Below are 21434 nucleotides of genomic sequence, written 5' to 3' on the forward strand. Positions count from 1 at the left end.
ACAAGGGCACGCTGCTGCGGCTGTAATATCGGGTACAAGGAGCAATTTACAAAATTATAGGTTCATCCCTGCATCTCAGGCGCTGATAACCCGGCCTTTACAACTGCCGGGTAAAAACCACCCGGGGTACCGGCCTATATTCAAGGAAGCAATTAAAAATATTATTAAATTTTTTTAAGATAAAATTATATAACTGAAATGCTGGCTTTTTCGCTGCTTTCCCTGCACAGCACAAAGCAGGATGTTGGTTGAACAACGCCATTGCCTGTAAACAAGCCTTAAATTATGATATATACATTTACAGGTGGTAGCGCTTACCGCTATGGCTTCCGCTGGCAGTGCCTTTCCTTTTGCAAGCAACGTGCAATCCGGCAACAAAATAGTACCGTATGTTCTAAATACTTTGCTGGGGCACTGTGTTGTTATAACCTCTTGCAGAGGCAGTTATATTTAACAAACTTAATAATACCATTATGAGTAAACTGAAAAAGCTTGAGGAGAACAATCAGGGCAGCCTTGGCAAAGCGCTCCAAAGCCCGATGCAAAGACGCGCCTTCTTTCGGTATGCCGGTGGCACGGCTGCGGCCGCTGCTCTGCTACTTACCGCCTGTAACGATGACGACTTCTTTCCGATGCCGCCCCTGGAAGGCGTTGACCTGGGCTCCGGCGACATCGGCATCCTGAACTATGCCTATGCCCTGGAACAACTGGAAGCGGCGTTTTATACCGAAGTAGTTAAAAAGTCGGGCAGCGCACTTTCTTCAGACGAAATGAAGGTGATGAAGGATATCAAAGCGCACGAAGTAGCCCACCGCGAATTCTTTAAAGCGGCTTTGGGCGGCAAAGCGATTGCGGATCTGGAAGTAGATTTCAGCAAAATCAATTTCTCCGACAAAGACAGTGTGCTCACCACGGCGCAAACCTTTGAAGATTTAGGCGTAGCAGCCTATAATGGCGCTGGCAAACTCTTTTCAGACTCGGGAAACGGCCTGACCTACCTCCTGCTGGCTGGTAAAATTGTATCTGTAGAAGCCCGCCACGCCGCCGCCATACATGACCTGATTAGCGGTAACAACAGAAAGTTTGGAGAAGAACTGATTGACAGAAATGGTCTGGACAGAGCCTTTATGCCCGAAAAGGTATTGCAGGCGGCTGGCCCCTACATTAAAACGAAGATCAACTTCAGCAACTTACCAACTAAATAAGCAAGAGGAGGAACAGTAAAATGAATATATTTAATATTATACAAGATATTGAGAAAGCTGACGGTGAAGTATACGACAGACTTTCCTCACGCCGCGGCGCTATGAACAGCTTCGGTAGCTTTGGCAAAAAAGTAGCGCTTGCAGCTGTGCCCCTGGCAATGGGTACCATGTTCCAGAAAGCGTATGGCAAGGATAGCGGCCGTGTAGTGGATGTGCTTAACTTTGCTTTAACGCTCGAATACCTGGAGTCGGAATTTTACAGCAGGGGCCTTGCTTCCTCCAGCCTTCACCTGGGCGAGTACAGGGACTTCTTTAGGGACGTAAGCAAAAACGAAACGGCCCACGTAAAATTCCTGGAAACTACCATCAAAGCGCTGAAAGGCAAACCGGTGGACAAACCTACCTTCGACTTTTCGGCTGGCGGCGCTTTTGCGGACTGGGATTCTAACCTGCAGACTTTCCTAGCGCTTTCTCAGGCGTTTGAGGACACAGGCGTTCGCGCTTACAAAGGCCAGGCCGCCAATCTGGTGAGTAATAGCGACGTGCTGACAGCTGCCTTGCAAATCCATTCCGTAGAAGCACGCCATGCCTCTATTGTTAGAAGAATACGGGGCCTGAATGGCTGGATTACAGGAGATGAGCGCGGCGCAGGTATGCCAGAGGCTACGCAGGCCGTGTACAAGGGCGAAGATGAAGTAGAACAAGGGGGCGTAGATGTTCCGGCTGTATCCAAAGTATCTGTCGCAAACGTAACCGAAGCCTTTGATGAGCCCTTGTCGAAAGACGCGGTACTTGCTATCGCTAAATTATTTATCAAATCATAAAGCTTTAAACGCTTTGCCAAGTATAAAAGGGCAGCTGGTGTACGCCGGCTGCCCTTTTATACTTATCTGATTATCTCTAAAGATGTTAGCCTAATATTTTGCATAATTTCACTAAATACCTGCCACTTTTTTAAGCTTCCTGCGTATTTCTGAGCAATACGATTACATATACCTGTTACAACAATGTTAGAATACGTAAAGACGATTTTAGTGAAGGTGAGTTTCGATACGATGCTGTTTGAAAAAGAGCTTCGGAAGGCATTTAAAGTTTTAGCAAAAGAAGAGCTCCCGCAACTAAAGCAGTGGTGTTACGACCAGTTTTCGGGCATGTATCCGCTCATCCTGAATAAAGTATTTACAAAAGCGCAGGTATAACTGCGCTACCCCTTCTTTTCATCCTTATTCTGCACAAACTGAATGTTGCGCAACAGGCCACTATAGCCGGTGCGTTTTACAGCCGACTTTTTAAACAGCTGCGCAAACACTTCGTGCGTTAACTCCTGCCAATCGCTTTTTTTCAACTCTTTGAGCTGCGGATGCGGGGCAAAGGCAGGCTCCTGGTGCGGTTTGCTGAACCGGTTCCAGGGGCAAACGTCCTGGCAGATGTCACAGCCAAACACCCAGTTACCAAATTTGCCGTTCATTTCAGGCGGCAACTGGTCCTTCAGCTCAATGGTAAAGTAGGAAATGCATTTGCTGCCGTCCACCACGTAAGGCTCTGTAATAGCGCCTGTCGGGCAGGCGTCGAGGCAGCGCGTGCAGGAGCCGCAGTAATCCTTTATAGGGCCGTCGTAGTCGAGTTCCAGGTCGATGATGAGCTCGGCAATGAAGTAAAAGCTGCCTGCCTGCGGCGTGATGAGGTTGGAGTTTTTGCCTACCCAGCCTAACCCGCTTTTCTTTGCCCAGGCCTTGTCGAGCACCGGCGCTGAATCTACAAAGCAGCGGCCGCCAACCTCACCTATACTTTCGTTGATGAACTGGAGCAGTGTTTTAAGCTTGTCTTTGATGACGAAATGGTAATCGGTGCCGTAAGCGTACTTCGAGATCTTGTAGGTGTCTTGGTCGGGTTGCTGGTTTTCCTTTTCAGGGTAATAGTTGAGCAGCAGCGACACCACCGATTTAGCACCGTCCACGAGCAGGCGCGGGTCCAGGCGCATGTCGAAGTGGTTCTCCATGTAGTGCATCTGCCCGTGCATATTCCGGTTAAGCCAACGCTCCAGCCGGGGCGCTTCCTCCTCCAGAAAATCAGCTTTGGAAATGCCGCAGTACATAAAGCCCAGCTCAGTGGCTTTCTGCTTGATGAGGTATGTGTGGTCGGATTTGTTCAAGTTATACTTCGTAGCCGGTGTTTATACTTGGCGGCTATACTTCCAGAAGAACAAAGTTAGGGAGAAAAAGGTCCGGATTGAATCATACATGATATTTTACCAATTAATTTAGCACATAAATATTCTTAACTAGCTATATAACTGGTAAATGCTCCTCAAGTCTGTACCTCAATAACCTTATCCAATACAATTTTTCCACAAAACAACCTATTTATCCACAATCCTAACACAGGCTATATATAGGATATAATTATTTATTATCTTCACATTTAACTGATTACCTTTTAAGAACCAATCAAGATTCACGATATAGAAATTGGATATTCATTTCATACACAGTCTAACCTAAAACTTCTTCAACAACATTAAAGGTTAGTAATTAACAAGAATCCTTTTGTATAGTTAAATCATAATCTTCCAATAATGGTAAACGTTTATTATTCCCTAAAAGGAACCCCTTATGTATGGGCAAGTGATTTACATACTCATTTAGAGATTGACTCTCCCTTAGATGGGTGGTTCTCATACATATTAGGGTATGGGTTTGTACTAAATAAAGACTATAGCTACCACCCTAAACAAGTAGGATTACCGAACGGAAGCCACTGTGAGAAGAAAGATTGGGCTATACAATTAGATATGGCTAAGCACATAGCCATGAGCCAGTTAACAGACAAAGGCAAAGCATTGCGACATTATCTGCTGCGTCTTGATAGCGAGGTTAATGAAGGAGCCAGACTAAATCACCTACAGATATCAGCATTATTTGATCTTTGTAAGGTTATGGGTTTCTTCTCTATACAGAAGATGCTTCAGAATGAGCATTATGAATTTATGAAAAGACCAAAAAATTGGTGGGATTACCGGGCAAAACTTTTTGGATACTCTAAACAGCAGCTTCAAGTCATGATGCAGGCAATTGGTAAGAAGTATTCTTCGGAGCGGCAGGCTTTACTACATTTAAAAAAACATGAGCTCATTCGTCAAGCTACAATAGATTTGTTCATAGCAATGGGTAAATCAACTATTTACGCAAAGAATATGGGCAACTTTATGGAAACAATTGCTATAGAACTAAAGCCTGAAATATATAATGACAATGACATTTTAATAGACTTCAAAAGTTTGGCTCAGAAAAAGACAATTTCCCTATTAAAGAACAAAAATGACCGCGCTAAACTATTAGGAAGCTTGGCCTAGATTTCGCTACTGGCGCGGGTATTAACCCGTGCCGCCGAATCCTTTGTGTCTCCAGACTCACGTGAGTTGCTTTACACGAGTAATGTTTTGAGGCCTTATGCCTCAATGAAGTCAGAGACTTCACCTTATAAAAAGGCACGGGTTAATACCCGCGCCAGATCCGACATATACTGTTCACCTGCCATTCCAATACATCTTTGAGTAGAGGAACTGCTTCAAAATTCTGGTAAAACAAAAAGAGCAGACTATAAGGCCTGCTCTTTATACTTATCACAAACAACAAAACTCACTTCTATACTTCCGGTTGGCTGAACAAGCCGCCGGAGGCTATTTCCTGCGGTGGAATTTTACCTAAGTGGCGGTACGCCATTTCAGTAGCTTCGCGGCCGCGGGCGGTACGCTTGATGTAACCTTCCTGGATCAGGAATGGCTCGTATACTTCCTCGATTGTTTCCGATTCTTCGCCGCACGCTGTGGCAATGGTGGTGATCCCGACCGGGCCGCCTTTAAACTTGTCGATGATGGTGGAAAGGATGCGGTTATCCATTTCGTCCAGACCGTTCTGGTCCACGTCCAGCGCATTCAGGGCAAACTTCGCAATCTCTACCGTAATTGTGCCATCGCCTTTTACCTGGGCAAAATCGCGGGTACGGCGCAGCAGGTTGTTGGCAATACGCGGCGTGCCCCGGCTGCGGCGGGCAATCTCGAAAGCCGCATCCTCATGTATGGGCGCACCCAGCAGGTAAGACGACCGCTTCACGATGGAAGTCAGCAGCTCCGCATCATAATACTCCAGGCGCGAGTTAATGCTGAAGCGGGCACGTAAGGGCGCGGTAAGCAAACCCGAACGCGTGGTAGCGCCAATCAGGGTAAAGGGATTCAGGCTGATCTGCACGGAACGCGCATTCGGCCCCGAATCCAGCATAATGTCGATCTTGTAATCCTCCATGGCCGAGTAGAGGTACTCTTCCACAATGGGATTGAGGCGGTGGATCTCGTCGATAAACAACACGTCGTTTGCTTCCAGGTTGGTGAGCAAACCGGCCAGATCGCTGGGCTTGTCGAGCACCGGGCCGGAGGTCATTTTAATACCCGCGTCCAGCTCGGAAGCAATAATATGCGACAGCGTGGTTTTACCTAGTCCCGGAGGGCCATGCAGCAGCACGTGGTCCAGCGCTTCGCCTCTTCGTTTGGCGGCCTGCACAAATATCTTCAGGTTCTCCACGATCTTGGCTTGCCCTGTAAAATCAAGGAAGCTGAGAGGCCGGAGGGCCTTGTCGATATCGCGCTCGGCAGGCGACATCTGTTCTTTTTCGCCGGTGAGATAATCTTCTCTCATGGTATAATTTTATACTTTAAAATCAGCGTGAGTTATACCTGAAGGTAACACTTTCGGCTGCTTTTTTGCTCCATTTTGCTCTACGAAGTTACGGATTTTTGCTAATTATTTTATAGTTGTTCGCCCTAAATCTAATATGATTAGCAACGTTCTATAAGATAGGGTGTAAGTAGTCCGTAAAAGAATGGATTTCCTGATGTGCTCAGCTAAGCTTCCTTGCTATGCTTGTCAGTAGCTGGTTGATGCTCTGGTTTATACTTTCCACTATACTTGGTAACTACTGTTTGAAACTCCTTTACTTGGCTATTCTATGTAGTAGCCTTTCTTCCTCAGTTTTATACTTGCCTTGTTTCAACTTTTACTTTGGAGCGCTCCAAGCCCGCGAGGGCTCGTCCTCGGGCATCGCGCTGCTTTCATTTCCTGCCCTCGTGCCTCGGGCTGCCTCGCTGGAGCTCGTCACCGGCAATTCTCGAGGCGCTCAACCCAAGGACTGGGAATCTTTCGATTGCTCCTGTCTTTCACTATGCAACTCGACACTCCTGTAGGGACAGGTCGCGACCTGTCCGCACTATGGTGCCAGCTATGAAACTTTAGCTGAAGTATAAGTATAAACCTGCTCTCCTTACTTCTTTCTTTTGTCATCCTGAAAGGATCTTGGTGGAAGGGAGGTTAAGCCTTTCCTACGCAAGCCTGCTGTTCTTACTCCATCGGCAGAAAGTCCCCCTTTGAAGGGGGTAGGGGGATGTTATCACCTAACCTAAGCTGCTTATACTTCAGCAAACTGTCATTTCGACGCTGGGAGAAATCTGCAGTAGGTTCCTGAAAGTATTTCACCCAGATCTCTCCTAGCGTCGTGATGACAGCAGGACGGGATGTGCTACTTTCTCCACCTATACTTCCTGTTAAAGCAGCCTCTTCCCTTTTGTCATTCTGAAAGTCACAGATCCCGCACTCGTTGCGGGGGAACTTGTGCACAAGCTAAGTAAGCCAAAGCGACAACGCTTATACTTACTCCGAGGTAACAACCGATTCCCCACCTTAGACGCTAAAATGAACCCTTGCGCCTATGAGAGGCAGGAGTGTTTGGATAACCGCAGCTATAAAGTATAAAAAGGCAGCTACTTCACGCAGCTGCCTTTTTATACTTTATACTTCATCGCCACCCGCATAACGAGCAACGATCAACGATTAACGACCTATTTGAACGCCTGTATGCCGGTAATATCCGCGCCCGTAATAAGCAGGTGGATGTCGTGAGTGCCTTCGTAGGTGATCACTGATTCCAGGTTCATCATGTGGCGCATGATCGGGTACTCGCCCGTAATGCCCATGCCGCCGTGGATCTGGCGTGCCTCGCGGGCAATGTGCAGGGCCATGTCCACGTTGTTGCGCTTGGCCATGGAGATCTGCTGGGTGGTGGCTTTGCCCTCGTTCATGAGCGTGCCCAGGCGCCAGGCCAGCAGCTGCGCTTTGGTTATCTCGGTCAGCATTTCGGCCAGTTTTTTCTGCGTGAGCTGGAAGCCGCCGATCGGTTTATCGAACTGGATGCGCTCCTTGCTATACTTTAATGCCGACTCGTAACAATCGATGGCGGCACCAATCGCGCCCCACGAAATGCCGTAACGGGCCGAGTCGAGGCAGCCCAGTGGCCCTTTCAGGCCATCGATGTTAGGCAGCAGGTTTTCTTTGGGCACTTTCACGTTGTCGAACACCAGCTCGCCGGTACAGCTGGCGCGCAGGCTCCATTTGTTATGGATTTCAGGGGTAGAAAAGCCTTCCATGCCGCGCTCCACGATCAGGCCTTTGATGCGGCCTTCCTCATTCTTGGCCCATACTACGGCTACCTGGCACTCGGGCGAGTTGGATATCCACATTTTAGCGCCATTGAGCAAATAATGATCGCCCATGTCTTTGATGTTGGTCACCATGCCACCCGGGTTGGAGCCGAAATCCGGCTCGGTCAGGCCGAAACAGCCCAGCCACTCGCCACTGGCCAGTTTGGGAAGGTATTTTTTACGCTGCTCCTCGGAGCCATACTTGTAGATGGGGTACATCACCAGCGAGCCCTGCACCGAAGCCGTGGAACGCATGCCGGAATCGCCGCGCTCGATTTCCTGCATAATGATGCCGTAGGAAATATAATCGAGGCCGCCACCGCCATATTCCTCGGGTATGGTTGGGCCAAAAGCGCCTACCTCGCCAAACTTCTTCACTATTTCAGAAGGGAAATGGCCCTCCTGTGCCCACCGCTCAATGTTGGGAGATATCTCGCGTTTCACAAAATCGCGCATGGTCTGGCGGATGAGCTTGTGCTCATCGGTCAGCAGTTCGTCGATATTAAAGTAGTCAGGAGCTCCTGCAGGTTCGTAAGCCATTGTTTTGCCGTAAAGAGTTGAGAATGGTGATACGCAAAGATAAAATTTTAAGCAAAATACCCGCACATCCGCACAAGATAAAGCGCCGGTCCTTACGCTTTTCCATAAAAACGCCCCGTTATACATCCTACAGCAGGTGCCGCGGATAATCACACAAGTATAACGTAGCAGAACGCAGGTATGCTTTCAGATGAATCGGGCAAAAGTACGCCGCCTACACAAGCAGCAGCAGGTAACCCAGCACAGCGCCGCCCAGCACAAGAAAGGCGCTGTTCAGCTTCTTGAAAACAAACGTTACCAGCAGGCTAAGTATAGCTATCAGCACCGTGCGCCAGTCGGTGAGGGTCGCTTGGGCCATTTCGACGCAAACCGCTACAATCACGGCTACGGCAGCCACATTGACCGCATCCAGGAACGCGCCCATCAGCTTCGATCTTCGCATTTTAGGAATCAGCGGGTTGAGCAGGGCTGTAAACAAAAACGAAGGCAGGAAAATACCCACCGTAGCAGCCAAGGCACCCCAGGCGCCGTGCAGCTGCCAGCCCACGAAGGTAGCAGTGCTCAGCACCGGCCCGGGCGTAAACTGCCCCACCGCAATGGCATCGATGAGTTGCTGCCGGCTCAGCAGGCCTTTGCTTACCAGCTCAGCATCCAGAAAAGCAAAAAGCACATAGCCGCTGCCGTACAACAGGGCCCCTACTTTGAGGAATGACCAGAACACCCGGCCGTTCGTTAGTTGCGGCGTAAGAGCTGCCAGCTGCATTACAGCCAATGGTACAACGCTGTTTAAGGTGGTTTTCCGATGCCGGATCAGGTAGAGCAGCACGCCCGCCAGGCCACAGCCAAACAAAGCGGCAATCTCGTTTACGCCTGCCAGGCAGGCAACAGCCGTCGCTGCCCCAAGTATGGCAAGCTCCACCGATTTCAGTGCTTTTTTCCCCAACGCGATCACAGCCGAAATGATGATAGCAATAACAGCCGGCTTGATGCCATAGATAAAAGCCGCGACATCGGGCAATTGCCCATACTGCTGGTAGGCCCAGGCAAAGACCGAGGTAATGACCACGGCCGGAAAAATAAAGCAAACGCCGGCCACAACCAATCCCGGCCAGCCTGCCCGCTCGTGGCCGCAGTGCATGGTCATTTCGGTGGAGTTAGGGCCCGGTATCAGGTTGGTGGCGCCCACCAGATCCAGGAAATGATCGTGGCTCATCCACCTGCGTTTTTTTACCACCTCGTCTTCCATCATGGCAATGTGGGCCGCCGGGCCGCCAAAGGCAATGCAGCCAAGCTTAAAGAACAGCCAAGCTACTTCCGACAGGCTGGATTTGGGACCGGCAACTGCGCGGTCTGGCATTTGATCCTTCATCTGGGGGTGATGCGTTTATACTTCTCTTCTTTCGCGGGGTGCCTGCTTGCCACTGCTCAAGCAGGCACCCTTGCAACACCAAATATAGAAACAAAAAGCCCCGCCAGCTGGCAGGGCTTCCTGATTTATACTTGTTCTATCGCATTTATACTTCCAGCACGAACCTAAAACATAAGCCCCACCGACAGCAGATAATTGCGGGTGGCCTGCGGATAATAGTAGTTATAGTCGTAGCGGGTTGGGTCGCCGGAATATTCCTCGCTGAACGTATAGCCGTTGGCTTCATACTTCTGGTTAAACAGGTTGTTGACCAGCAAACCAAGCTCCAGTTCTCTCATAAAACGGGGGTGCACGGTATAGCGCAGGCGCAGGTCGGCCACCTGGTAAGGGTCTATTTTGCGCGCATCCGAAGCGGTGTTATCGAGGTACTGCCGGCTCACGGTTTTGTAAAGGAAGGCGGCTTTAAAGCCTTTCAGGGGCTGCACTTCCAGGCTGTGCGCCGAAACCACGGCCGGCGAGAACGAAATATCCGTCTCGCTGTAGTTGTTCACCACCGAATTTTCCACGTTGTAGTCGGCATCGAAAATATACACTGTTTCCTGGTAATCCCGGATCTTGTTGCGGCTCAGCGCCAGGGTGCTGCGCAGCTCCACAAAATCGTTCAGGTTCAGCAGGCCCGCCAGCTCCACGCCGGTGCGGTAGCTGTTTTTGATGTTGGTGCGCAGCGGCGTGCCCACGTCGTTCAGCTGCCCGGTCAGCACCAGTTGGTTGTCGTAATCCATGTAGTAGTAGCTGGCGTCCAGGGTATAGCGGGCATGCTGGCCAAGTATAGCGGGACTGCTGCCGCGCAGCCGGTAGCCCGCCTCCAGGTTATAGAGTGTTTCGGCTTTCGGCCTTACGCCGCTTTGCTGGTCTGCCACCGACTGGTCGGTAAAGTCGGAACGAGTGGGCTCGCGATGGCCCACGGCGTAGGAGGCGTACAGGCTGTTGGCTTCGTTGAGCTGGTAGGTAAGGCCTGCTTTGGGGTTGAAGAACCGGAAATTGGCCTGCTGCGTTACCTCACGCTTGTTATCGTCTACGCCATCAATTTGATAGTTTATACTTCGGTACTGCACATCGCCAAACGCACCCAGCTTCTCGGTAAGCTGGTAATTTACCTTGCCAAAGATGTTGAAGTCGGTTTTGAGGGCATTGTTGAAGTAGTAGCGCTGGCGGATCTCGCTATTGGACGCGTAGCGAGCCCAGATCACTTCGCCGTAGTGGTCGCCGTCATACTTGTTCCAGGCGCCGCCCAGCGTAGCGTTCAGCTTGCCGTTTTGGGTGAAATAGTTGAGGGCGTAAGTAGCACCGTAAAAGTAATTATCGAGCCATTTACGGCGGATCAGGTCGGAGCGGCTGATCGTGGTATCGCCCAGCACCACCGGCAGGATGTTATACTTGGCCAGCTTCTGGTCGGCTTTATACTGCTCGTAATAGCCGCGGCCGCGGGTCAGGTGGAACGCGCCGCCCAGGTTCAGGCGCGGCAGCAGGTCTTTGGAATAGTGCAGCTGGTAGTGGTCCTGCTGGTAATGGTCGATCTCGTTTTCGTAGGAGAGGCCATTGTAGGTGCGGTTGGTTTCCAGCTTATCTTCCGGCACGCCGTCCCAGGCCTGGTGCGTGTTCTCGATGCCTGAAAAAGTGATAAACTTGAGCATGCCGGTTTTGCCATGATAGCCTGCCGCAAAGTAGTAGGATTTCAGGTCCGAAGAGGCATAATCGATGTAGCCATCCGAGGCGATCTTGGAGAGGCGGCCATCAAAGGTAAACTTGTCTTTGAGCAGGCCCGAGCCAAACGACACGGTATGTTTCCATGTATCGAACGAGCCATAGCTGTTGCTGGTCTCGGCGTAGGGCTGGCTGCGCAGTTGCTGCGTCTGGACGTTTATACTTGCCCCGAAAGCGCCGGCGCCGTTCGTGGAGGTGCCCACGCCGCGCTGCACCTGCACATCCTGCACCGAAGAAGCGAAGTCGGGCATGTTCACAAAAAACACCCCGTGGCTCTCGGAATCATTGATCGGGATGCCGTTTACCGTTACGTTGATGCGCGTAATATCGGAGCCCCGGATGCGAATACCGGTATAGCCCACGCCCGCGCCGGCATCTGAGTTTACCACCACAGAAGGCGTCTGATTAAGCAAATAAGGCAGGTCCTGCCCGAAATTCTGTACCGCCAGCTCTTCTTTGCTCACGTTGGTAAAGGTGGTGCCGGTTTTCTCGTTTGCCCGCGTAGCCGATATCACTACTTCGTTGGTTTGCAGCGTCTGCGGGGCCAGGGCAATGTTTAGCTGCTTATCCTGGGTTATACTTACTGGCAGGCGTTCGGCCCTGTAGCCCAGGTAGCTCACATGCACGGTATACTCGCCCGAAGGCAGGTTCTGCAGCGCATAAGCACCATCGGAGTTGGTTGTGGTGCCTGCCTGCAGGTTTTGCAGTACCACATTGGCACCCGCCAGCGCTTTGCCGGTAGCAGCATCCGTTACGCGTCCGCGCAGGGTGGCCTGGGCAAACAGGTGCAGCGGCAGCAACGCAATGGCTAGCGCTAAAAATAAATTTTTCATGAAAATGATAAAATGAGATTGGGTAAAACATACAGGCATGCCAGGGGCCGGCATCCCGCTACTTTTGTTTCCCGTGTTTTTCCCTTCGCCGGCATTACCCGGATCAGGTTCAATGGGTATAATCTCAGCCCGTTGTTATAAGGCACCCCTAAACTGAGGCAAAGATAGGGGCCTTTGGCATTAAAACAAAGGGGCTGGAAGCTATACCGGGCCAACAGATAACATAAGGCAGACTAAGGGTATATTTTTTTTAAGCAGGGTGAATAACCTGATAGCCAGATTGTACGTTCTTAGAACATACAATGGCACCTTACCTGCTGCTTAGGCCTTGTGCTGGTTTTGCCGGAAGATGTTAGAGCAGATGATTAATTTTTAAGTAGAACCGTGATGATGATCAGCATATTGTATACTTTGGCCCTGCTTACCATACTGGCGTACTACGCGTTCGCGCCACGGAAGCATTTCAGAAGGCCTCCTTCTACCGATAACGACGACGATGGCGGGGAGCCACTCGGAGACGATCTGCCGGATCTGGACCTGCCGCCGGGCATATCATTACCTATAAATGATTACGAGCCCGAGTATGACTTCCGCAGAATTAAGCTACCAAAATTCCCGGAGCCATCCCTGCAGTAAATTCCGCAGGCATGAAAAAGCCCCGGCTATACGTACGTATAGCCGGGGCTTTTTCATATAGCAATTCCCAGTGGTTAATCGACGGTGATGGTCATGGTACGCTCAAAGTTTGCGCCGGGGCGCAGCTCGTTTATGCCTTCTTTCTCCTTCAACTCCAGGCTGGCTCCCTCGCGGCTGGCAATGCCGCACCAGGGCTCGATGCACACATACGGCGCCCCGCCCTGCTTGGCCCAGATACCCAGGTAAGGGAAGCCCTTAAAGCCTACCTCAATACGGTGCGGGTTTGTACGGCTGGCCAGCGTAACTTTCTCTGACTTCATCTCTGAAAAAACCAGGGCATCTTTCTCGAAATACGTATGCCGCAGGGGTAGTACGCGCTGCCGGTCCATCACCCGCTCGGCTTCGCCGCTCAGCAGCCCCTGCGGGGTTAGCAGCAGCCGGCTCAGCGTTTCTTCTTCCTCAAACTCCAGGTAATAGTCCGAATACTGCTCGCCGGCGTAGAGCGGCACGTTAAAGCCGGGGTGCGCTCCAATCGAGAAGTACAAAGAATGATCATCGGTATTGGTAACCAGGTAAGTGACCGAGAGCTGGTTGGCTTCCAGTTTGTAGGCGATCAGCAGCCGGAACTTAAAAGGATACTGCTGCAGGGTTTCGGTGTTGTGCTGCAGCTCAAACACCAGCTTGTTGTGATGCTCCTCTACCAGCTTAAACTCCTGCCGGCGGGCAAAGCCATGGCGCAGCATAGTATAGGTATGGCCGTTGTAAGTATAGTGCTGCCCCTGCAGCTCCCCCACAATCGGGAAAAGGTTGGGTGCATGGCCGGCCCACACGGCAGGGTCGCCCTGCCAGATAAGTTCCAGTTTCTCATCCATCAGGATGAAATGCTGCAGCTCGGCTCCCAGGCTGTTCACGCCCACTTCGTAATTCTCGTTCTGAAGAAAGTATAGCATCGGTCGTTTTTATAAAAGATTGTGTTGCCGGAGCAGGTGGTCCACCTGCCCGCGTGCCTGTTCAAAGCGGTGCTCGCCCTGGCCGCTTACTTCTACAAAAGGCACGCCCAGTTGCTCCAGCTCCCGTTTGTACCAGTCGTAAAAATACTGGCGCAGGTGCGGATGCTCGCGCTGCGGGTCCGGCTCCCAAGGCAAATCAACGCCCATCAGCAGGCAAAGGTTATAGTCCTGGCGGGCCAGTTTTTCCCGGATCCAGGCCGGGCAGCGGCCAAAGGCATGCTCGCTCCAGATCTTGAGCACCAGCAGGTCGGTATCCGAAAAAAGAATGGTGCGCGCCTGTTGCGCTATTTCCTGCTCCAGGGCCAGCTGCCCGCGGGCAATTGCCTCAATGTCGGCCAGGGTATAAGGCTGGCCCAGGTTACCGATATAGGTGCGGGCATACTCGGGCACCCATACCGTGTTGTAGTGGCTGGCCAGCTTTTCAGAAATGGTGGATTTACCCGTAGACTCCGGGCCTGTGATGGCTACTTTGAGCATAGGGCAAAGGTAGTGAAAAAGTGCCTGCCTTGCTGCCATCGGCTTTCTGCGAATCCCCGACTGCATACTGTGTAAAAAGCCCGGTTAAATAAATGCAAAAAGGATAGCTGTCAGACTATCCTTTTTGTACTGTACAAATTTGATGTTCTAATTTCCGCAATGTCCTGGGCCGGTTGCCCCTTCATTATAGTCAGCAAGCAGCTCGTTTAAACTGCTGGTAACAGCAGGCGCTAAGTAGCCGCTTCCAACCGGAGGAATTTTTAGGCTTCCGATCAGGGCATCTGCCTGCGCAATAGTAGCTGCTATAGCTGAATCATTTGCGCCATTCACCACATTTAACTTTGCCGCGATCAGCTGGTGTGCTAACGAAACCAGGCCGTTGCCCTGGGCAGGCGTATTGAAAATAGCCTGCAGCTCCAGATCGGTGTAGGTTACAGCGCCAACAGTCAGGGAGGTTACGTTCCATACGTTCAGGTTATTTCCTGTCGGAGTTGGTCCATGCGTTTTCCAGTAGCCCTGGGTATAGGTACAGCCTTCTTCACCTGTACTGCAAGGCAGTGTAGCGCAGGTCTGATCCACTGAAAAGTCGCTCTTTGCAATGCCTTTCGGGTCGTTGTGGGCAAAAGCCCGGAATACGTATTCCTGGCCACATACCAGGGGTATGCTTTCGCAGGGAGAGGAAGCGCCCACCTGGTCATAGATCACATCGCCTATCGTCACCTCCACCGATTTACCGGCTTTCAGGTTATAATAAGACGCCCCGGGCACACCTGAAAAGGACGCTTTGCAGAAAGAGGAGCTTTCAACCACATCGCTGGAAGAAGGCCAGCCTCCATTTGCCTCATACTCTGATTTTAACATCCATTGGATTGAAAAGCCGGCTGGCGCCCCGGTTGCACCGGCCGTAACATTAAGCGTAATAGAAGCGCCCGTAGCACTTACACAACTCAGCGTTGGGGCATCTAATTTAGCGGCGGGTTTTGCGGCAACTTTTGCGTTGCCTACTGCTGTTGTTTTCAGATCATCCGTATCCTCCTTAGAACAGGCGAAGAACAGGCATATTAACAAAACAAACAGGGGATAGCGAGTATACTTAGTCATAAATTATAGTTTAAGGAATTTAAAATTATCAGGCACCTGCGGGCGGGGCTCATGGCGTAAGCGCATCAGCAGCACCAGGTTGCAAGTTCACCGCCCGCCCGCAAAGGAGTAATAGCGGCAACGCAACCTATTCTTTCCAATACAAGGGCGGGCCTGGCCGCACGAGGCAGTGCCAGAACAAGTAAATGCGCCGGGAATAAACTAAAATGTACAATTTTATCATGCGCAAAGCTGCGTTAAAGTACGCCTGCCCGACTATGCTTTAGCCGGGTAGCATACAAAAGATGGAAATAAGTGTCTGGAGATATGCAGTCTGTAAGCTTTTGGCTTAACGACTTTTGGGCAATACAGCTAAATCAGCTCATTATTGAACTTTGGAGCAGAAGCTCCGCAGGTTAGCATGCTGATTTAAATGCTGGAGGAAGATAGGATATAAATAAATATTTTAATTTATTTTGTAACTATACTTAGTACAAAGTATCAAAAGAAGGGTAAACAGCACAATTTGCCAGGCCACCCCAAAGGGCTTATCTGGTAAGAGGCGAACATGAAAAAAGCATAAAACTAAAGTATGACCTTTAATTTTATGCTCTCCTGTAAATTCAACAAGCTTAATTCTCCGTGAAACTGTAACCAAAGAAGTTATAAACTTCTACCTCTTTCGGTCGTTTGTCGCCAAACTGCCGGAAGTGGACGCGTTTGGGGCTCTCATCAGGCGATTCGTATCCCCACTTTAAGCGGTTGGCGTACTTCAGTTCTTCAGGCAATTCAATCTTTCGCTGTTTCATCATGCTGCACGGTTTCCGGTTGAACAATTTTCCTCTGATGTAGAGGCGCATTAGATTAGAAGTATAGAGATGTACGTAGTCTGCCTGGTTTTGGATGGTAACACCTGCCCGATGCAATAAATTATTTTGCGCCCGCCACCACGTTACGCGCGGCAGGCCGGTGCAGTTCTTTCTTCCACTCGCGGTAGCCTTTTACGCAGAGCAGCATAAAAACAAGGTATAAAAAACTGGTTAAATACAGCTCTTTGTAGGTATACACACCCACATATACAATATCTACCAACAGCCATACCACCCAATTTTCCAGTTGTTTTTTGGCCATCATCCAATACCCTACCAGGCTAACGGCTGTGGTGGCTGCATCCATATAAGGCAGCGAAGCATTTGTAAAATTGTGCAAAAAATATCCCAGCCCAACTGTGAACAGGACCGCCAGCCCCAACAGCAGCGATAGTTCCCGCCGGCCTACGCGGCCTACCTGGCGCTCGGTATGGTTCTGGCCGCCATACAACCACAGATACCAGCCATACACGCTTGTTATAAAGTAAAACACATTCAGGCCCATGTCGGCGTAGAGACGGGCTTCGTAAAATACCAGCACATACATGGCCACACTGATCAGGCCCATGGGCCACGTCCAGATGTTTTGCTTGGCAGCCAGCCATACGTTCACAATGCCGGTTAAAACGCCGATCAGTTCCAGCAGGCTCATGGCTTGCCAGGCATCGGCTATATTCTCAACTATATTCATGGTTTAAAACATGCGCCCTGCAGGCTGCTCCATTTTAATTGTTTGCTAAGTTTGTGATTTGAAACCAAACGGCCAAAAACAACGCATACTATATGCCCTGGCCGGGAAGCTGAAAGCAGAGATGATGAACGAGATTACAGTACAGGAACTAAAAGAACGGCTGGCACACAGCAGTAAGTTGCAGTTGGTGGATGTGCGCGAGCCCGCCGAATTTGAGCTTTGCAACCTGGGGGGCGAGCTCATTCCGCTGGGTGAGCTTCCGAGGCAGGCCAACCGGGTGCGGCATGATATTCCGGTGGTTGTGCTCTGCCACCATGGTTTCCGCAGCGCGCAGGCCATCCATTACCTCTCGCAACGCCTGGGGCACGAGAACCTGCTCAACCTGAAAGGCGGCATCCACGCCTGGGCCACCGAAATTGATCCCACCATGGCGCAGTATTAACATGCGGAAAATGGCAGGTGCGCTGCCGGCGTTTACAGGCCAGGTTCTGAAGCACATGAGCTCCTGACAGCCTGAAAAAGACGATTGGTTACGTTTATACTTGCTTTCGTTTCCAGGAGACTGCGCATTCCGGTCTTCTGATTGCCACCGTTTTCATCCTAACTGAAATATTTCCGGTGATTTACTCCTATTATTGCTGATTTTTTGTAATTTTACGCGGCAAATAACAACCCGTAAATTATTTGCCATGGTCTCCGATCAGTCTAAGATACTATTCGAAGCGCTCACATACGATGACGTGCTTCTGCTCCCGGCCTATTCCGAGGTGCTCCCCCATAAAACCGATACTTCTTCCCAGCTAACGCGCAACATCCGGATCAATACGCCCCTGGTTTCGGCAGCGATGGATACTGTTTCCGAAGCTGATCTGGCGATTGCCATGGCGCAGGAAGGCGGCATTGGGATCATCCACAAAAACATGTCGATCAAGAAACAGGCCGCGCAGGTGCGCAAAGTAAAGCGCTCTGAAAGCGGCATGATCCTGGACCCTATTACCCTGAATGCCAAAGCCACCATGGGCGATGCCGTGCTGATCATGACGGAACATAAGATCGGCGGCATTCCGATCACCGACGACGAGGGCAAGCTCAAAGGCATCATTACCAACCGTGACCTGCGCTTCGAGAAAGATCTGACGCAGCCGGTATCGGCCCTTATGACCCACAAGAACCTGATTACCGCCGAAAAAGGCACCGACCTGGCCAAAGCCGAAGATATTCTGCAGCAATATAAAATTGAGAAGCTGCCCGTAGTAGACGGCGACGGAAAGCTGGTGGGCCTGATCACCTACAAAGATATCCTGAAGAAAAAAGACCGCCCCTTTGCCTGCAAAGATGAGTTTGGCCGCCTGCGGGTGGGTGCTGCCGTGGGCGTAACGCCCGATGTGATGCTCCGCGTAAAAGCGCTGGTAGAAGCTGGCGTGGATGTGGTGAGCGTTGATACGGCCCATGGCCACTCGAGAGGCGTGCTGGATGCGGTGCGCGAAATTAAAGCACAGTTCCCCGGCATAGAACTTATTGCCGGCAACGTGGCGACTGCAGAGGGCGCCAAAGCCCTGGCCGACGCCGGAGCTGATGCCGTAAAAGTGGGCGTAGGCCCGGGTAGTATTTGCACCACCCGTATTATTGCTGGTATCGGGGTGCCGCAGCTAACGGCGGTTATGGAAGCGGCCCGCGGCCTGGAAGGCACCGGCGTTCCGGTCATTGCCGATGGCGGCATTAAGTTTTCCGGCGATATGGTCAAAGCACTGGCTGGCGGTGCCAGCACCGTGATGATCGGTTCGTTGCTGGCCGGCACCGAAGAGGCTCCCGGCGATGTGATCATTTACGAAGGCCGCAAGTATAAAACCTACCGGGGTATGGGTTCGGTAGAGGCGATGGAAGAAGGCTCCAAAGACCGCTACTTCCAGGGCAACGAAACGGACGCCCGCAAGCTGGTTCCTGAAGGCATCGTAGGCCGGGTGCCTTATAAAGGCCTTGTATCGGAAGTGATCTACCAGTTGGTAGGTGGCCTAAGGGCTGGCATGGGCTATTGCGGCACAGCCACCATCGAGGACCTGCAGAAAGCCAAAATGGTAAAAATTACCGGCGCCGGCCTGCGCGAAAGCCACCCGCACGACGTGCAGATTGTGCGCGAAGCACCGAACTACAGCCGCTAGTATACTTCCATTTAATTTGAAAGGAGTAGGTTAGCAGGCAGGCTTAACCTACTCCTTTCTTTTTACGTTATGCAAGGGGTTTTGCAAACACAACCTGACACCTTGGCCAAAGAGCAAAAAATTTTCTTACCTTTCACGTCAGATAAGTCAAAGAGAGGCCTAACGCCGTCACTGCAAAAACTATCCACGGTTTTCCGTTTTATGTTATACAAAACAAACGCAAAATCTTTGCTGGTAACTACCGCAATAGTTAGCTGGGCGCTGCTGTTAGCCAATATCCTGTTGGCTGCAGAAAGCGCCTCGCGCGCGGGTGCCGTGCAGTTTTCGATGCCTTACATCAATAACCTGCTCACCATCGTCTTTATACTTGCCGTATTCCTGCACCAGCGCCTTAGTGCCGAGCGGCTCAAGGGCATCGACTTTATCGGGTATCTGTGGAACCTGTTCTCCAAGGCTGGCATTGCCGCCTACCTGAGTGTGGCCCTTTACCTGGCTTACCGGCTTATCACAGCGTATGCCGGCCAGCAATCAATCCTGCTGCTGCACCTGGTGTATGTGGTAAATTTTGGCTTGCTGGTGGTTTTTCTGGCCAAGGCCTTTTATATCTGGCGCCAGTTGCTGCTGTATCACAAAAACAAATTCCTGCAGATTGCCTGGGACTGGTTTGAGGTGCTGCTGTTTGGCACGCTGCTGCTCACCTTGCTTAACTTCGATTATACCAGCTACATTTTTCTGCCGCTGCTGGCGCTGCTGGGCTTTTATATCCTGTTTCTGTGCACCAACCTCAAATGGGTTGCCTACCTCACGTTTAACAACAAGAGCCGCTCGCTTATATTATTGGGCGCCATCCTGCTGAGCTGCTATATTTTTGCACGCTTTTTTCATCAACTGGCCGACAGCCCCGAGCTGGTCGTGGACTTTACCGATGTGGGCTTTCTGCCGCTGGCCATGCTCTTTGTGGGGCTTTATACTTTGGGCGCCTTCCTGGTATCGCTTTTCAGTTTACCTACTTCCAGCGTATTTGAGCAAAAGAGCGAGGACCTGCTGAATTTCCAGCGCCTGAGCCAGTCCATCCAGCAGGGCCAGAGCGAAGCGCAGGTTTACGACATGATGTTCGACTCAACCATTAAAGCATCGGATGCGGGGAGTGCCTGGTTTGAGCTGGTGCGCAACGGCGAGCCACAGGTTACCCACCTGCTGAACATAGAAGGCGAACAGATCAAGCGCATCCGCCATTTGCTGCTGGCTTATAACATCCAGAACATCGACTATATCAACAACAACCTGGACCGCAATCCCGGCTTCCGGGACCTGAGCCTGCCCTGGAAATCGCTGATCATCCTTCCAATCAAATTAAAGCAGCACCTTTTCGGCGTGCTATACCTGCTTAAGGACATTGAACAGGGCTTTGACCGGGAAACAGTTAATGTGTTGCGCACCTTTACCAGCCAGACCATCCTGACCATCGAAAACCTGCGCCTGGTAACAGAATCGCTTCAGAACGAGCGCTATAAAGAAGAGCTGAAGATTGCCACCCAGGTACAAGAAAGTCTCATCCCAAAAACATTTCCGGTAGACAGCTGGTTTGAAATCAGTACGCATGCCCTGGCTGCCAAAGAAGTGGGAGGCGACTTTTACGACTTCCTCCAGCTAAGCGAGTCGCGCATTGCCATCATCATCGGCGATGTGTCGGGCAAGGGTATTTCGGCCGCCTTCCATATGGCACAGATGAAAGGCATTTTTCATGGCCTGATGCAGCAGGACATGCCGCCCAGCGAGTTTATGAAGCAGGCCAACAGTGCCCTGAGCCGCTGCCTGGAGAAAACCTCTTTTATCACCTCAGCCCTCTACATCATCGACTACCGCATGAAAGGGTTTGTATTTGCGCGTGCCGGCCACTGCCACACGCTCTACTACAATGCCATGATGGACGATGTGTTCTACTTCCAGACCGATGGTCTGGGGCTTGGCATCATTCGTGATAAGAGCTATAATAACCACGTGCGGGAAATGTACTACGACTACAACCCGGGCGACGTGATGGTGATCTATACCGATGGAATTGTGGAGGCCCGCAGCCCGCTGAATGAGGAGTATGGCGAGGACCGCCTCCTGTTCATGCTCTCGCAAACATACCACCTGGAAGCCGAGGATATCAAGTGCGCCATCATTAACGATTTGCAGGAGTTTACCGGTCCTGACAACTTATATGACGACCAAACGTTGCTTGTTATTAAATTTAAAGCAATTCAACAAAACAGCTAAACACGACGTA

Annotated in this window: 18 protein-coding genes and 1 riboswitch; of the genes, 8 read left to right on the plus strand and 10 right to left on the minus strand. The window is 50.9% G+C overall.

What is annotated here, in order from left to right; genetic code table 11:
* Positions 1-473: 473 nt before the first annotated feature.
* The 3 genes from LWL52_RS19135 (at position 474) to LWL52_RS19145 (ending at position 2404) form a co-directional block, all read left to right on the plus strand.
* Positions 474-1205: a ferritin-like domain-containing protein gene (locus LWL52_RS19135; protein WP_242923380.1), complete on the plus strand. Its 732-nt coding sequence runs from the start codon at positions 474-476 to the stop codon at positions 1203-1205.
* A 20-nt stretch (positions 1206-1225) separates the two neighbouring features.
* Positions 1226-2029 (plus strand): ferritin-like domain-containing protein, encoded by an 804-nt coding sequence (locus LWL52_RS19140; RefSeq protein ID WP_242923382.1) that lies wholly within the window; start codon positions 1226-1228, stop codon positions 2027-2029.
* Positions 2030-2212: 183 nt separating this feature from the next.
* Positions 2213-2404 (plus strand): hypothetical protein, encoded by a 192-nt coding sequence (locus LWL52_RS19145; RefSeq protein WP_242923384.1) that lies wholly within the window; start codon positions 2213-2215, stop codon positions 2402-2404.
* A 5-nt stretch (positions 2405-2409) separates the two neighbouring features.
* Here the strand turns inward: LWL52_RS19145 and queG are convergent, their stop codons facing one another.
* The gene (gene queG / locus LWL52_RS19150; protein WP_242923386.1) at positions 2410-3357 is read right to left on the minus strand and encodes a tRNA epoxyqueuosine(34) reductase QueG; all 948 of its coding nucleotides are present in this window, start codon (positions 3355-3357) and stop codon (positions 2410-2412) included.
* A gap of 423 nt (positions 3358-3780) precedes the next feature.
* On the opposite strand from queG, the gene LWL52_RS19155 reads away from it, so the two are divergent.
* Complete coding sequence (locus LWL52_RS19155) at positions 3781-4557, plus strand: antA/AntB antirepressor family protein (RefSeq protein WP_242923395.1); 777 nt, start codon at positions 3781-3783, stop codon at positions 4555-4557.
* A 292-nt stretch (positions 4558-4849) separates the two neighbouring features.
* Here LWL52_RS19155 and ruvB read toward each other — a convergent pair whose 3' ends face one another.
* The 4 genes from ruvB to LWL52_RS19175 form a co-directional block, all read right to left on the minus strand.
* A complete protein-coding gene (ruvB, locus tag LWL52_RS19160; protein WP_242923405.1) occupies positions 4850-5896 on the minus strand; it encodes a Holliday junction branch migration DNA helicase RuvB in 1047 nt (348 codons plus the stop codon).
* A gap of 1196 nt (positions 5897-7092) precedes the next feature.
* The gene (locus LWL52_RS19165; RefSeq protein ID WP_242923408.1) at positions 7093-8271 is read right to left on the minus strand and encodes an acyl-CoA dehydrogenase family protein; all 1179 of its coding nucleotides are present in this window, start codon (positions 8269-8271) and stop codon (positions 7093-7095) included.
* Between the two features lie 214 nt (positions 8272-8485).
* The gene (gene chrA / locus LWL52_RS19170; protein ID WP_242923410.1) at positions 8486-9640 is read right to left on the minus strand and encodes a chromate efflux transporter; all 1155 of its coding nucleotides are present in this window, start codon (positions 9638-9640) and stop codon (positions 8486-8488) included.
* A gap of 164 nt (positions 9641-9804) precedes the next feature.
* On the minus strand, positions 9805-12237 hold the full coding sequence (locus LWL52_RS19175) for a TonB-dependent receptor (protein WP_242923412.1): 2433 nt from the start codon (positions 12235-12237) through the stop codon (positions 9805-9807).
* Between the two features lie 62 nt (positions 12238-12299).
* A riboswitch (TPP riboswitch) is annotated at positions 12300-12397 on the minus strand.
* 227 nt (positions 12398-12624) lie between these two features.
* Between LWL52_RS19175 and LWL52_RS19180 the strand changes: the two genes are divergently transcribed.
* A complete protein-coding gene (locus tag LWL52_RS19180; RefSeq protein WP_242923414.1) occupies positions 12625-12873 on the plus strand; it encodes a hypothetical protein in 249 nt (82 codons plus the stop codon).
* Positions 12874-12947: 74 nt separating this feature from the next.
* On the opposite strand, the gene LWL52_RS19185 is transcribed toward LWL52_RS19180, so the two are convergent.
* The 5 genes from LWL52_RS19185 to pnuC form a co-directional block, all read right to left on the minus strand.
* Positions 12948-13823 carry an aldose 1-epimerase family protein gene (locus LWL52_RS19185; protein ID WP_242923416.1) on the minus strand — a complete coding sequence of 292 codons (876 nt, stop codon included), beginning with the start codon at positions 13821-13823 and terminating at the stop codon, positions 12948-12950.
* Between the two features lie 9 nt (positions 13824-13832).
* Positions 13833-14360: an AAA family ATPase gene (locus LWL52_RS19190; RefSeq protein ID WP_242923417.1), complete on the minus strand. Its 528-nt coding sequence runs from the start codon at positions 14358-14360 to the stop codon at positions 13833-13835.
* Between the two features lie 147 nt (positions 14361-14507).
* Positions 14508-15461 carry a hypothetical protein gene (locus tag LWL52_RS19195; RefSeq protein WP_242923419.1) on the minus strand — a complete coding sequence of 318 codons (954 nt, stop codon included), beginning with the start codon at positions 15459-15461 and terminating at the stop codon, positions 14508-14510.
* A 611-nt stretch (positions 15462-16072) separates the two neighbouring features.
* Entirely contained in the window at positions 16073-16252 is a 180-nt protein-coding gene (locus LWL52_RS19200; RefSeq protein WP_242923421.1) for a hypothetical protein, read from the minus strand.
* A 118-nt stretch (positions 16253-16370) separates the two neighbouring features.
* Entirely contained in the window at positions 16371-17000 is a 630-nt protein-coding gene (pnuC, locus tag LWL52_RS19205) for a nicotinamide riboside transporter PnuC (protein WP_242923423.1), read from the minus strand.
* Positions 17001-17058: 58 nt separating this feature from the next.
* Here pnuC and LWL52_RS19210 point away from each other — a divergent pair, with 58 nt between their 5' ends.
* From LWL52_RS19210 to LWL52_RS19220, 3 genes are all read left to right on the plus strand, one after another.
* Positions 17059-17442, plus strand: coding sequence for a rhodanese-like domain-containing protein (locus tag LWL52_RS19210; RefSeq protein ID WP_242923425.1), 384 nt, complete (start codon positions 17059-17061; stop codon positions 17440-17442).
* Positions 17443-17689: 247 nt separating this feature from the next.
* A complete protein-coding gene (gene guaB / locus LWL52_RS19215; protein WP_242923436.1) occupies positions 17690-19159 on the plus strand; it encodes an IMP dehydrogenase in 1470 nt (489 codons plus the stop codon).
* Positions 19160-19387: 228 nt separating this feature from the next.
* A complete protein-coding gene (locus LWL52_RS19220) occupies positions 19388-21424 on the plus strand; it encodes a GAF domain-containing SpoIIE family protein phosphatase (protein ID WP_242923438.1) in 2037 nt (678 codons plus the stop codon).
* Positions 21425-21434 lie beyond the last annotated feature (10 nt).

Origin of the sequence: Pontibacter liquoris (assembly GCF_022758235.1) — a bacterium.
Lineage (GTDB): Bacteria > Bacteroidota > Bacteroidia > Cytophagales > Hymenobacteraceae > Pontibacter > Pontibacter liquoris.